Source organism: Ralstonia mannitolilytica (assembly GCF_905397375.1).
Taxonomy (GTDB): Bacteria; Pseudomonadota; Gammaproteobacteria; order Burkholderiales; family Burkholderiaceae; genus Ralstonia; species Ralstonia mannitolilytica.
Genome location: NZ_CAJPVG010000008.1, coordinates 108,802 through 121,826, shown reverse-complemented (window position 1 = coordinate 121,826; position 13,025 = coordinate 108,802). Strand labels below are relative to the sequence as shown.

The 13,025-nt window shown below is 66.3% G+C and carries 14 protein-coding genes; 9 read left to right on the top strand and 5 right to left on the bottom strand.

Annotated elements, in window-relative coordinates; all coding sequences use genetic code 11:
• The first annotated feature begins 22 nt into the window (after window positions 1-22).
• The 4 genes from KHN96_RS15885 (at window position 23) to KHN96_RS15870 (ending at window position 3,630) form a co-directional block, all read left to right on the top strand.
• A complete protein-coding gene (locus tag KHN96_RS15885; protein ID WP_045785511.1) occupies window positions 23-871 on the top strand; it encodes a lysophospholipid acyltransferase family protein in 849 nt (282 codons plus the stop codon).
• 13 nt (window positions 872-884) lie between these two features.
• On the top strand, window positions 885-1,778 hold the full coding sequence (locus KHN96_RS15880; protein ID WP_045787731.1) for a lipid A biosynthesis lauroyl acyltransferase: 894 nt from the start codon (window positions 885-887) through the stop codon (window positions 1,776-1,778).
• A 90-nt stretch (window positions 1,779-1,868) separates the two neighbouring features.
• On the top strand, window positions 1,869-2,753 hold the full coding sequence (dapF, locus tag KHN96_RS15875) for a diaminopimelate epimerase (RefSeq protein ID WP_045785512.1): 885 nt from the start codon (window positions 1,869-1,871) through the stop codon (window positions 2,751-2,753).
• 49 nt (window positions 2,754-2,802) lie between these two features.
• Entirely contained in the window at window positions 2,803-3,630 is an 828-nt protein-coding gene (locus KHN96_RS15870; RefSeq protein WP_045785513.1) for a polyphosphate kinase 2 family protein, read from the top strand.
• A gap of 643 nt (window positions 3,631-4,273) precedes the next feature.
• On the opposite strand, the gene pyrE is transcribed toward KHN96_RS15870, so the two are convergent.
• On the bottom strand, window positions 4,274-4,951 hold the full coding sequence (gene pyrE / locus KHN96_RS15865; protein ID WP_045785514.1) for an orotate phosphoribosyltransferase: 678 nt from the start codon (window positions 4,949-4,951) through the stop codon (window positions 4,274-4,276).
• A 32-nt stretch (window positions 4,952-4,983) separates the two neighbouring features.
• On the opposite strand from pyrE, the gene KHN96_RS15860 reads away from it, so the two are divergent.
• From KHN96_RS15860 to KHN96_RS15850, 3 genes are all read left to right on the top strand, one after another.
• A complete protein-coding gene (locus tag KHN96_RS15860; protein ID WP_045785515.1) occupies window positions 4,984-5,769 on the top strand; it encodes an exodeoxyribonuclease III in 786 nt (261 codons plus the stop codon).
• A gap of 127 nt (window positions 5,770-5,896) precedes the next feature.
• A complete protein-coding gene (gene argC / locus KHN96_RS15855; protein WP_045785516.1) occupies window positions 5,897-6,910 on the top strand; it encodes an N-acetyl-gamma-glutamyl-phosphate reductase in 1,014 nt (337 codons plus the stop codon).
• A gap of 196 nt (window positions 6,911-7,106) precedes the next feature.
• The gene (locus KHN96_RS15850; RefSeq protein WP_045785517.1) at window positions 7,107-7,970 is read left to right on the top strand and encodes an NAD(P)-dependent oxidoreductase; all 864 of its coding nucleotides are present in this window, start codon (window positions 7,107-7,109) and stop codon (window positions 7,968-7,970) included.
• A 19-nt stretch (window positions 7,971-7,989) separates the two neighbouring features.
• Here KHN96_RS15850 and KHN96_RS15845 read toward each other — a convergent pair whose 3' ends face one another.
• From KHN96_RS15845 to KHN96_RS15835, 3 genes are all read right to left on the bottom strand, one after another.
• The gene (locus KHN96_RS15845; RefSeq protein ID WP_062737561.1) at window positions 7,990-8,937 is read right to left on the bottom strand and encodes a LysR family transcriptional regulator; all 948 of its coding nucleotides are present in this window, start codon (window positions 8,935-8,937) and stop codon (window positions 7,990-7,992) included.
• A 76-nt stretch (window positions 8,938-9,013) separates the two neighbouring features.
• Window positions 9,014-9,769 (bottom strand): YdcF family protein, encoded by a 756-nt coding sequence (locus KHN96_RS15840; protein WP_062737694.1) that lies wholly within the window; start codon window positions 9,767-9,769, stop codon window positions 9,014-9,016.
• A gap of 114 nt (window positions 9,770-9,883) precedes the next feature.
• Window positions 9,884-10,396 carry a MarR family winged helix-turn-helix transcriptional regulator gene (locus KHN96_RS15835; RefSeq protein WP_045785519.1) on the bottom strand — a complete coding sequence of 171 codons (513 nt, stop codon included), beginning with the start codon at window positions 10,394-10,396 and terminating at the stop codon, window positions 9,884-9,886.
• A 117-nt stretch (window positions 10,397-10,513) separates the two neighbouring features.
• Here KHN96_RS15835 and KHN96_RS15830 point away from each other — a divergent pair, with 117 nt between their 5' ends.
• Window positions 10,514-11,101 carry a nitroreductase family protein gene (locus tag KHN96_RS15830; RefSeq protein ID WP_062737560.1) on the top strand — a complete coding sequence of 196 codons (588 nt, stop codon included), beginning with the start codon at window positions 10,514-10,516 and terminating at the stop codon, window positions 11,099-11,101.
• 77 nt (window positions 11,102-11,178) lie between these two features.
• Window positions 11,179-12,072 (top strand): EamA family transporter, encoded by an 894-nt coding sequence (locus KHN96_RS15825; protein ID WP_062737693.1) that lies wholly within the window; start codon window positions 11,179-11,181, stop codon window positions 12,070-12,072.
• A gap of 15 nt (window positions 12,073-12,087) precedes the next feature.
• Here KHN96_RS15825 and KHN96_RS15820 read toward each other — a convergent pair whose 3' ends face one another.
• Window positions 12,088-12,969 (bottom strand): hypothetical protein, encoded by an 882-nt coding sequence (locus KHN96_RS15820; RefSeq protein WP_147282521.1) that lies wholly within the window; start codon window positions 12,967-12,969, stop codon window positions 12,088-12,090.
• Between the last annotated feature and the right edge of the window lie 56 nt (window positions 12,970-13,025).

Genomic DNA, 13,025 nt, shown 5'->3' with positions numbered 1-13,025 from the left:
CACTGCTTTCGCGCACGCACGCATGACCTTCCTGTTCTGGCTGTTTTCACGCTGGCCGCTGTCGTGGCTGCAGGCGCTGGGCGGCTGGCTGGGGGCCCTGGCCGCGAAGGTGCCGGGGCGCTATCACGACCGGCTCATCGCCAACTTCCGCCACGCCTATCCCGACGTCACCCCCGCCATGCTGAAGGAGGCCGGCCGGTCCGCGGGCCGCATGGTGTTCGAGATGCCGTACTTCTGGGTGCGCAAGGATTCACTGAAGGTCGCGCCCGGCCTGCTCGACGATTGCTGGCCGACCTACGAACGCCTGCTCGAGGACGGCCGCGGCATCATCTTCCTGACCCCGCACCTTGGCTGCTTCGAAGTGCTGCCGCAGGCGTATGCGCAGCGCCGCCCGATCACGGCGATGTTCAAGCCGCCGCACCAGGAGCGCTTGCGCGCCTGGATCGAGACCATGCGCACCCGGCCCAACATGCACATGGCGCCGGCCGACCCGCGCGGCGTGCGCATGGTGGTGCGCGCGCTCAAGCGCGGGGAGGCCGTCGGCATCCTGCCCGACCAGACGCCCACTGCCGGCGAAGGCGTGTGGGCGCCGTTCTTCGGCAAGCCTGCGTATACGATGACGCTGGTGCACCGGCTGCACCGGCTGTCCGGCGCGCCGATCGTACTGATGTTCGGCGAGCGCCTGCCGCGCGGCAAAGGCTATCGGGCCCACATGCGCGTGCTAGAAACGCTGCCCGAAGACGTGGCGCAGGCCGCCGGCCGGATCAATGCCGAAATCGAACAATTGATTGCCCTGGCGCCGACGCAATATCTCTGGGGCTATAACCGCTACAAGCAGCCAAAGGGTGTGGACGCCCCGCCCGCTGTCTGACGCTGCTGACTTTATGGAACGTTTCTTTGCCAAACTCGGCCTGGGTTTCCTGTGGCTGCTGTCTTTCTTTCCGTACGGGTTTGTCGCCCGCTTTGGCGAGGGGCTGGGCGGGCTGCTGTACCGCATTCCGAACAGCCGGCGCCGCGTGGTGCTGGCCAACCTGAAGGCGTGCTTTCCCGAGAAGTCCGATGCCGAGCGCGAGGCGCTGGCGCACGAGGTCTTCCGCAAGGTGTTCCGCAGCTTTGCGGAGCGCTCGTTTGCCTGGTACGCATCGGAGAAGCGCCTGAACCGCGTGGTGAGGATCGACGACCGGGCCAACCTGCCGGCGCTGCACGGCCAGCCGCATATCCTCGTGACGCTGCACCTGTCGGGTGTGGAGATCGGCGCGCTGGCGCTCACCGACTATTTGCGCAAGAACGTCGGCAACGCGGGCTGTTCGCTGTACACGCACATGGCCAATCCGGCGCTGGACGCCGCCGTGAAGACGCTGCGCAGCCGCTTTGGCGCGACCATGCTCGAGCGCAGCGAGAACATCCGCCAGATCATGCGCACCCTCAAGCGCGGCGAGGCGCTGCAGCTCATCTCCGACATGGATTTCGGCGAGCGCGACGCCGAGTTCGTGCCGTTCTTCGGCGTGCCGGCGTTGACGCTCAACGCCATCCCGCGCATGGCGGCGCTGACGGGCGCCAAGGTCGTGCCGATGTACACCGAGATCCTGCCGAATTACCAGGGCTATGCGCTGCGCATCCTGCCCGCGTGGGAAAACTACCCCACCGGCGACCTGACCGCCGACACGCGCCGCATCAACGCCTTCTTTGAAGACGCCATCCGTCCGCGCATCAGCGAGTACTACTGGGTGCACAAGCGCTTCAAGCACCGGCCCGAGGGCATGCCCGGCATCTACTGAGCCGCGGTTCCCGGCTTCGGCCGCGGCCGCCCGGCTCGCTTTAGAATGGGCGCTTTCCGATCGCTCATTGCCGCGTCTGCGCGGCCTGCCATGAAACTGCACTTCACCAAGATGCACGGCGCGGGCAACGACTTCGTCGTGCTCGATGGCATCCAGACGCCCATCGACTTCACGCCCGAGCAGTGGCGCGCCATTGCCGACCGCCACTTTGGCGTGGGGGCAGACCAGCTGCTGCTGGTCGAGCGCTCGACACGGCCCGACGTCGATTTCCGCTACCGCATCTTCAACCACGACGGCGGCGAGGTGGAGCACTGCGGCAACGGCGCCCGCTGCTTCGTCAAGTTCGTCACCGACCGCGGCCTGACCGACAAGCGCACCGTGCGCGTGGAAGTCATGAACGGCATCGCCACGCTCACGATGCAGGACGATGGCCAGGTGACCGTCGACATGGGCGCGCCCGTGTTCGAGGCCGAGCGCTTGCCGTTCGTGCCGGACGGCCTGCCCACGCGCGTGGAAGGCGAAGATACGCTTCACGCGCTGCAGATCAATGGCCGCACGGCGTGGCTGTCCACCGTGTCGATGGGCAACCCGCACGCCGTGCAGGTGGTCGACGACGCCGAGGCCTTTCCCGTGCTCGAAGACGGCCCGCTGATCGAATCGCACACGGTGTTTCCGCGTCGCGTGAACGCGGGGTTCATGCAGATCGTCGACCGCCATTCCATCCGCCTGCGCGTGTACGAGCGCGGCGCAGGCGAGACGCTTGCTTGTGGCACGGGTGCCTGTGCGGCCGTGGTGGCCGGCATCCGGCGCGGGCTGCTCGATTCGCCCGTCAAGGTGGCTACGCACGGCGGCGATCTCACCATCGCGTGGGCCGGTGTCGGCCAACCCGTGATGATGACCGGCCCCGCCACCACGGTGTTCGAGGGCACGCTGGACCTGGACGCGCTGAAGCTTCCCGCAGGCCGCCAGGCATAAGCCGTACCGCGCGGCCGGCTGCCGCATCGTCAGAACAACAGGAGGCACCGTGGGCTCGAACGGCACGAACCGGCTTGACGACTATCGCTTCGACGGCAGCAGCAAGTTCAAGATCGCGAAGCTGGATGCCTCCGCCAAGCCTTTCTCCACTGGCAGCAAGTCCGACGACAACGCGCGGCTGGCCGAGGTGGCGGCCAGGCTCGATGCGCTGCAGGACACTCTCTATGCCGAGCATCGGCGCAAGGTGCTTGTCATCCTGCAGGGCATGGATACGTCAGGCAAGGATGGCACCGTGCGAGGCGTGTTCCGCGCCATGGACCCGCTGGGCCTGCGCGTGGTCGGCTTCAAGGCACCGACGCCGCAAGAGCTCGCGCACGATTACCTGTGGCGCGTGCACGCCCAGACGCCCGCCCGCGGCGAGATCGTCATCTTCAACCGCAGCCATTACGAAGACGTGCTGATCACGCGCGTGCACGGCGACATCGACGCCGCCGAATGCAAGCGCCGTTACGGCCACATCAACGCGTTTGAACAGATGCTCGTCGATACCGGCACGACCATCGTCAAATGCTTCCTGCACATCTCGAAGGACGAACAGCGCAAGCGCCTGCAGGAACGCATCGACGATCCGCACAAGCACTGGAAGTTCGACCCGGCGGATATGGAAGAGCGCAAGCTGTGGGACGGGTACATGGAGGCCTACGGGGCGGCGATCAACGCCACCGCCACGCCGCACGCGCCGTGGTATGTGATCCCCGCGGATTCCAAGACGCACCGGAATCTGATGGTCGCGGAGATCCTGTTGGAGGTGTTCGAGGGGATGAAGCCTCAGTATCCGGAGGGGAATCCGGCGTTTGAGGCGCTTAGGATTGAGTAGGGGTTTGGTGGTTGGTTTTGTTGTTTGATTTTGTTGCTGGTGGTGCATCCTTGTTTCATCCCCTGCCGGGGCTGAGTCACTTTCTTTGTCTTGCCAAAGAAAGTAACCAAAGAAAGGCGCGCCCGAGATGGCGACCCCCTCCTTGGATTTTTGTAACCGGGCGGAGACGGGAAAAACTCGCTTCGCTCAGACAGTTTCCCGTCTTTTTTCCGCCCGCTTACAAAAATCCAAGGCGCCATCTAGGGCAGGAACGTCAAAGGCCACACCGTCGGTGTGCTGACGTGGGTGGCTCCGGATTGTGTTGCTGTTGCTCGCTTTGCTTCGCGTTGTGCTGTGGATTGCTACGGCACTGGTAATCGATGGTTTGGCCTTTCCCTGCCCTGTGCGGCGCCTTGAATTTGTGTGAGCGGGCGGAAAAAGGAAGGAGGCTTGTCTGAGCGAAGCGAGTTTGCCTCCTTCCCCGCACGGTCACAGAAATTCAAGGAGGGGGTCGCCGCATCGGGCGCGCCTTTCTTTGCTTACTTTCTTTGGCAAGACAAAGAAAGTGAGTCGCCCCCGGCAGGGGGTGAAACAAGGGATGTGCCAAAAAAAACAAAACCCCGGCGAACAACACCACCGGGGTTTTCTCGAACGCGAAGAAGAATCAGATAGCGCTAACGCCGTATTTGTCCCGGTAAGCCGCAGCCTTATCCCGATACCCCGCCAGCGCCGGGTCGCCGGCGCTATCCAGATACCCCAGCAAGTCATCCAGATTGGCAATCGACACAACCGGCATACCGTATTGAGCCTGCACATCCTGCACAGCAGAGCGCTCGCCGATATCCTGCGCATTGCCGCTGCGCTCCATCCGGTCCATGAGGATCAGCACGGCCGCAGGCGTGGCGCCCGCCGCGCGGATCAGCTCGACCGATTCGCGCACCGAGGTGCCGGCAGAGATCACGTCATCGACGATCACCACGCGCCCTTGCAGCTTGGCGCCGACGAGGCTGCCGCCCTCGCCGTGGTCCTTGGCTTCCTTGCGGTTGTACGCAAAGCCGACGTTGCGTCCGAGCCCGGCCAATGCCACGGCCGTGGCGCTTGCCAGGGTGATGCCCTTGTATGCCGGCCCGAACAGCATGTCGAACTCCACGCCCGAGTCGAGCAGGGTTTTCGCATAGAATTGCGCGACTTGGCCCAGCAGTGCGCCGTCAGCAAACTTGCCGGCGTTGAAGAAATAGGGCGACGTCCGCCCCGCCTTGGTCACGAATTCCCCGAACGACAGCACGCCGGCTTCCACCGCAAAGCGGATGAAGGATTGGCGCAACTCGCTGTTTTGGCTCATCTTTTTTCTCTGGTCCGCAAAAAAGTCCCGCCATGTTACGCATCATTTCCGCCAACCTCAACGGCGTTCGCTCCGCTGCCAGCAAGGGCTTTTTCGAGTGGATGGGCAAGCAGGACGCCGATTTCGTCTGCGTGCAGGAACTGAAATGCGCGCAAGACGACATGACGCCTGAATTCCTGGCGCCGCACGGTTACCACGGCGTGTTCCAGCACGCGGTGAAGAAGGGCTACAGCGGCGCGGGAATCTACACGCGCCACAAGCCCGACGAGGTCATCATCGGCTTCGATAACGGCGAGTTCGATGCGGAAGGCCGCTACGTCGAGGCCCGCTACGGCAAGCTGTCGATCATCTCGGTCTACGTGCCGTCGGGCTCCAGCGGCGAAGAGCGCCAGCAGGCCAAGTTCCGCTTCATGGACCTGTTCATGGAGCACCTCAAGGACCTGCGCCACGAAAAGGGCCGCGAGGTCGTGCTGTGCGGCGACGTCAACATCGTCCACAAGGAAATCGACATCAAGAACTGGAAGGGCAACCAGAAGAACTCCGGCTGCCTGCCCGAAGAGCGCGCGTGGCTGACCAAGCTGTTCGACGAGGTCGGCTATGTGGATGTGTTCCGCACGCTCGACCAGCGCCCCGAGCAGTACACCTGGTGGAGCAACCGCGGCCAGGCGTACGCAAAGAACGTCGGGTGGCGTATCGATTACCAGATCGCCACGCCGGGCATTGCCGCCACGGCGCGGCGCACGTCGATCTTCAAGGACATCAAGTTCAGCGATCACGCGCCGCTGACGATCGATTACGACACGAAGCCGCACTGGTAAGCGGCATCAAAGTCACTTCATGGCGCTGCCGCGGAAATGTCTTCGTCAGCCGCTACAATGCAAACCTTACGCGCCGGCACCGCTTGCCGGCGTTGTCTTTGGCCCCCAGTTTTTTAGCGAGATCACCATGGCATTCAAGGTTTTCGTCGACGGTCAGGAAGGCACCACCGGCCTTCGCCTGCTCGACTATCTGTCGCAGCGCGACGATATCGAGCTGCTGCGCATCGCCGAAGACAAGCGCAAGGATTCGGCCGAGCGCGCCAAATTCCTGAATGCCGCCGATGTTGCATTCCTCTGCCTGCCGGATGTCGCCTCGCGCGAGGCCGTCTCGCTGGTCAACAACCCGAACACCTGCATCATCGACGCCAGCACCGCGTTCCGCACGTCGGACGACTGGGTCTACGGCCTGCCCGAACTGGCCCAGGGCCAGCGCGAGCGCCTGCGCAACACCAAGCGCATCGCCGTGCCGGGCTGCCACGCCAGCGCGTTCGTGCTGCTGATGCGTCCGCTGGTGGATGCGGGCATCGTCCCTGCCGACTACCCGGTCACGGCGTTCTCGCTCACGGGCTACAGCGGCGGCGGCAAGAAGATGATCGCCGACTACCTCGCCGCCGATAACCCGAAGCTCGACAGCCCGCGCCCGTACGCGCTGGCCCTGGCGCACAAGCACCTGCCGGAGATGCGCGTGCAGAGCCGCCTGAGCCTCGCGCCGATCTTCACGCCGGTCGTCGGCAACTTCTTCAAGGGCCTGGCCGTGACGATCGGCCTGCATCCGCAGCACCTGGCGCGCAAGGTGAGCCCGACCGACATCGCCCGTGTGCTGGCCGATTACTACCAGGGCGAGCAGTTCATCCGCGTGGCGCCGGCCGACAACGTTGCGACGCTCGACAACGGCTTCTTCGATGTGCAGGGCGCCAACGACACCAACCGCGCCGACCTGTTCGTGTTTGGTTCGGACGAGCGCATGGTCGTCACCGCGCGTCTGGACAACCTGGGCAAGGGCGCGGCCGGCGCAGCAGTGCAATGCATGAACGTGCATCTGGGAGTGGACGAGGCGACGAGCCTGCATGTGGAAGCGCCGATTCCCGAGGAAGGCGCCGCCCATGCCGTGCGCGAGGCTGCGCCCGGCTTTGCGAGCTGATCGGCACGCGACCGAATCAACAGGAACGCGCCTTCGGGCGCGTTTTTCTTTGGGGCTTGCCTGCCGCGCTGATATCAGAGGAGGCAATGACTGCCATCTGCAATGACGATTGGATCGATCATTGCGGCACGCGCATCATGCCGGGCGACACGGGGCCAGCGCGGTCCCGACGCGTTTGCACACAGGAGAGAACCCCATGGCAGAGATTGCATTCCTGGGCCTGGGAGCGATGGGCTCCCGCATGGCGCTGAACCTCGTTCGCGCTGGCCACCACCTCACGGTGTGGAACCGTTCGCCCGAGGCTGCGTCCGCGCTGGCCGCCGCCGGCGCCAAGGTCGCGCAGACGCCGCGTGAGGCCGCTGCCGGCGCCGCCTTCGTGGTGACGATGCTGCGCGATGACGCGGCATCGCGCCAAGTCTGGCTGGCGCCCGAAACCGGCGCGCTGGCCGGCATGGCGGCGGGCACCGTTGCGATTGAAAGCTCCACGTTGTCGCCCGATTGGGTCAAGGCGCTGGGCGCGGCTGCGATGGACAAGGGCGTCAAGCTGCTCGAAGCGCCCGTGGCCGGTTCGCTGCCGCAGGCCGACGCCGCGCAGCTGATCTACCTCGTGGGCGGCGAGCCCGCCACGGCGGAGCTGGCGGAGCCGGTATTGAAGGCGATGGGAGCGGCCGTGCACCGGGTCGGCCCCCTCGGGGCCGGCGCGCTGGTCAAGCTCTCGACCAATGCGCTGCTCGGCGCCCAATTGGCCGTGTTGGCCGAGCTGATCGGGATGCTGAAGCGCTGCGGCGCCGATGCCGCGCAGGCGTTGCAGGCCGTTGCCGCCACGCCTGTGTGGAGCCCCGTGGCCACGCGCCTGACGGATTCCATGCTGGCGGGCAATTTCGCGCCGCAGTTTCCCGTCTCGCTGATCGAGAAGGATTTCGGCTATGCCGTGGACGCGGCGGGTTCAGCCGAGGCGGCGCCCGTGCTGGCAGCCGCGCGGGGCGTTTTCCGAGAAGCCATGTCGCGCGGGCTGGGCCAGGCCAACATGACCAGCGTCGTGCGCTTGTTCACCGCGTAATTGACGTGTTGTGCGCGCTTCAGGCGCGCTCGCGGACGCACACATCGGGCCGCGAGGGCGCGGCATCGGATGTGCCGCAGGTCTCGAACAGCAGCGTGCGCAGCCACCGATGGCCCGGGTGCAGGTGCGTGCGCGCATGCCAGGCGATGACCTTGGTGAAACCCGGGATCTCGATCGGCGGATCGAGCAGCGCCAGCCCGTCTGCCTCCGTCACCAGCCGGCGGGGCACCACGGCCACCAGGTCGGTCGCGCGCAGGACTTCGGGCAGGATCAGGAAGCTCGCCACCGAGAGCGACACGTGGCGCGCACGCCCAAGCCTGGCCAGTGCGTCGTCGGTGGCGCCCGTGAAATCGCCGCCGGCGTAGGAGACGAGCGCGTGGTCGAGTGCGCAGAAGCGGTCGAGAGGCAGCGTGCTGCCGTGCGCGTCGGGATGGTCGCGACGCAGCGCGCAGACGTAGCGCTCATCGAACAGGTGGCGCGCGTACAGGTCTGGCGGCGTGCGCTCGGGCGTGAGCAGGGCGAGGTCGACTTCGCCGCGCTCGAGCTGGGCCTTCGTCAGTGCGTACTCGGCCGGCCGCGCCGCCACGCGGATGCGCGGCGCGTGCTGGCTGAGCGCGCGCAGGAAGGGGACGACCACCGCGCGCAGCCCGTAGTCGGTGGCGGCGATGGAGACGGTGAGCTCCGCGGTCTGCGGATCGAACGCGGACGGCTGAAGCAGCGCATCGATTTCGCTGAGGACTTGCTTGACGCGCCCGGTCAGTTCCAGCGCGCGCTGGGTGGGGACGACGCCGCGCTGCGTGCGCACGAACAGCGGGTCGCCAAAGCTCTCGCGCAGGCGCGTCAGCATGCCGCTCATGGCCGGCTGCGTGATCGCCAGCCGCGCCGCCGCGCGCGTGACGTTTCGCTCATCCAGCAAGGCATCGAGGGCCTTGAGCAGGTTCAGGTCGAGCGTTCTGATATCGCGCATGCTGATGTCGGGGGAAGAGCGGCGAGCATTCTCTTATAGCGGCCGGGCGCCGTGGCGGCAAGGTGCGATCGGCGGCTCAGGCGTCGCCGGGGTGGATGCGCGCCGGGTTCCAGCCGAGGGCGTTGTAGACGTGATACCGCGCAATGCCGATCCACTCGTGCAGCGCGTAGTCCGTCAGCGTGAAGTTGTACGCGAGCGGCAGGGGCGACGCGGTGGCCTGCAGGTCATCGGCGCGCACCGGGATGGGCGTCATGCCGAAGTGCGCGAAATACAGCAGGCTGCGCCGCAGATGGATGGCAGACGACACGAGCACCGTGCGGTCCGGCGCGTATTCGCCAAGAACGGCGCGCGAGAACTGCGCGTTCTGCCACGTGTTCATGCTCTTCGGCTCCACGAGCACGTCGGCGCGGTCAACGCCGAGCGCGACCAGCTCCCGGCCGTAGACGGTGGCCTCGGGTTCGCCGTGGTGGCGCGCATCTCCGCCGCTGACGAGGATCTTGCAGTCGCCGTTTGACTTGCGGCAGGCCTGGTACAACTGCGCCGCTTCCACCACGCGCGGGTACGAGAACAGGCTCGGCTCGACCCGCCCGCCCACGCGGAACGTGCCCGCGCCGAGCAGCACGATGGCGTTGCGGGCGCCCCATTGAATGCGCGCTTCGTTCTCGAACGGCTTGTCGAGCGAGTCCAGCAGCCACGCAGGCACCGCGCCGCAGCCGACCGCCACGACCAGCACCGCCGATACCGCCGCCAAGCCACGCGCAGCCCGGCGGCGCCCACGCGCCGCACACACCGCTGCCACGATCACCAGCACACACAGGACAGCCAGGCTCACAAGTTCCTCCGCATCGGCACGCCACGCGCGTGCATGGAGCGTCATCGTAAAGAGGAATGGGCGGGCGTGCGACCCGTCTTCTTAAGGGGGGGGGCGGCGCGCTTGCCGTGCCGATCAGCCGGCCGGGCCGCCGATCTTGGCCAGCAACTCGCGCAACATCGCGCGCTCGGCCGGGGTGAGCGCGGCCAGCATCCGCTCTTCCGTTGCCACGTGCGAGGCGACCAGGCCATCGACGAGCGCGAAGCCCTCGTCAGTCAGCACGATCTGCAGCCCGCGCCGATCTTCCGGGTCGGTCTTGCGGGCAATGAGGCCGCGCTTTTCCAGCCGGTCGAGCCGGTTCGTCATGGCGGAGGTGGACAGCATCATGTCCTTGGCCAACGCCGAGGGCGACAGCGCCCGGTCGCGGCCGTTGCGGCGCAGGGTGAGCAGCACGTCAAAGCCGGCCAGGTCCAGGTCGGCGCCGGCCACGTTCGCGACCACGCCCTGGCGCAGCCGCTCACCGGCGCGCCAGACTTCGCCGCAAACGGCCATCGGGCTCGCATCGATGTCGGGGCGCTCGCGCCGCCATTGCGCGAGGATGCCCTCCATCGGTCCCCCTTGTGGGGATGTGGGATCACCTTGACCCATTGAAGACCTCATCGTAGTATTTTGACATCAAATTACGTTATGTCGAGATGCTTGCAATCGTATCGGCTTTGCCGGTGCGATGCAATCGTCATCCCCCGCCCCTATTGCGAGACCCTCATGACCGAACGACTTGCCGATCATCCGATCGATCCGCTGTTTCTGGCGCGCTGGTCACCCCGCGCCTACGACGCGCAGCCCATGCCGGAGGCCGATCTGCTGCGCATGCTCGAGGCGGCGCGCTGGGCGCCATCGGCCTACAACTATCAGCCGTGGCGGTTTCTCTACGCGCGGCGCGGCGATCCGGACTGGGCAACGTTCCTGAGCCTGCTCGTGCCGTTGAATGAAGACTGGGCGCGGCATGCGGCGGCGCTGGTCTTTGTGCTGTCCGACACGCTCATCCACCGCGATGACCCGGCGCAGGCGGTGCCCTCGCGCAGCCACAGCTTCGATGCCGGCGCCGCGTGGGCACAACTGGCGCTGCAGGCGGCCAGCCTCGGCTATCACGCGCGCGGCATGGCGGGCGCCGACTTCGACCGGGCCCGTGCCGCGCTGCGCGTGCCGGAGCGCTTCCGCATCGAAATCGCCGTCGCCATCGGCCGCCGCGGCGAGGTCGCGTCGTTGCCGGCCGCACTTCAGCCGCAGGAGCGGCCGACGCCGCGGCGACCGCTCAGCGAACTGGCATTCAGCGGACGGTTTCCGGACTGAATTTTGTAGCGCCTTTTATTTCGATATCAAATAACGTTACGTGGAGCTTCATCGTGCCATTCAAACGCCTCACCGTGATGCTCATCACCGCCCTGGCGCCCGTGCTGTGGGGAACGACGTATCTCGTCTTCACCCAGACGCTCCCGCTCGGACACCCGCTTCTGGTGGGCGCGCTGCGTGCGCTGCCCGCTGGCGTGCTGCTGATGCTGCTCGGCGCGGGCCTGCCGCCGCGCGACAAGCTGCTGCGGTTGCTGGTGCTGGGGCTGGCCAACATCGGGCTGTTCTTTGCGCTCTTGTTCGTGGCGGCGCAGCGTCTGCCGGGCGGCGTGGCCGCGACGATCATGTCGGCGCAACCGCTTGTGGTGGCGCTGCTGGCCTGGCCGCTGCTCGCACGCAAGCCGCGCCCGGCGCAACTGGCTGCGGCGCTGGCTGGCTCAGTCGGCGTGGGGCTGCTGATTCTCGGGCCTGCGGCACGGCTGGATGCGGTGGGCGTAGGGGCTTCGTTGGCCGCCGCGCTGTCGATGGCGATGGGCACGGTGCTCATCGAGCGCTGGGGCCGCATCGGCACGCCGCTGGCGGTGGCGGCATGGCAGCTCGCATTGGGCGGGCTGGTGCTGCTGCCGGTGGCGTTGTTCGTGGAAGGCCTGCCGCCCGCGCTCACGGCGCGTAACGCGGTGGGCTTTGCGTACCTCATCGTCATCGGCACGGCGTTGGGCTACTGGCTGTGGGTGCGCGGTATCGGCGTGCTCGGCGCAGACGTGACGTTCCTGTCGCTGCTCAGCCCGCTGACGGCGACGGTGCTCGGCGCGCTCGTCCTGGGCGAATGGTTCAGCCCGATGCAGACGGGCGGCGCGGTGCTGATCCTGGGCGCGACGGTGGCGGGGATGGCGTTGTCGCGGCGGACGAAGGCGGCCGTACAAACAACAAGCCCCGCGAGGCCAGTAAAGGCTGCGGGGCTGGTAGAGCGGTGAAGCTGCGTGCGGTGCTTACTGGACTGACGTCATCGACTGCGAGAAGGTCTTCACGTAATTCGCCGGGGCCGGGCCCTGGTACGTGTTGGCGTTGTCGCACTTCACGGTGCGCTGGCCGGCGACGTCCCACCAGCAGCGCATGTCGATGGCGTAGGCTGCGTTGCCGGCGGGGCCATTCTGAAGCTGACCGTCGTTGGATTTCGTAATGGTTTCGATATGGTGAATGCGCAGCGTGTTGAACGTGCCGGCATCGGTGGTGACCGGTTCATACGCTTCCACGGTCGAGGTCATGCTGACCGTTTCCGTATAGCCGGCCGTACAGGTGTACAGCCAACCCGACGTCCACGTCTTGCCCACCGACAACGGGAAGTTCAGCAGATTGCGCTTGGGGTTGTACGTGCACGAGGCGCCGTTCGGGAACGTGCGCTTGAGGCGGTTGCCGTCGGCGTCTTGCGTGAACGTGTCATCCGTCACGTTGTTCAGGGTGGACGTCACGGTCGTGATGCCCGTGTTGGCGTCGACGGCTGCCGTGGTGTTCACGCGCGTCTTCTGCGCGGTCGAGCCGTCCACGTAGTTGCTCGTTTCCTTCCACGTGATGACGCGACCCACTTGCGCCGTGCCTGCCGTGTACTCATGCGGCGTCACCGTGACCGTCACCTTGGCCGTCTTGCTCGCGTCCTTGGCCGACGTCACGATCAGCGTGAACGTGCCGCCCGGCGGGCTCTTCAGGCCGGCCGTCCAGCTCTGCGTGCTGGCGCCCTTGACCGCGACTTCGGTATTGGGCGTTGCGTCGCCGGACTTCCAGTTGACGTCGCTGCTGCTGTCCAGACGCAGGTCTTGCCCCGACTTGACCGTCAGTTCGGTCGTCTGGCCGCTGCCGAGGTTAAACGATTGCACCTTGGTGCCGCCAACCGTGGCGCTAAGCGTAAAGCTGTTCGGATCGGCTACACCGC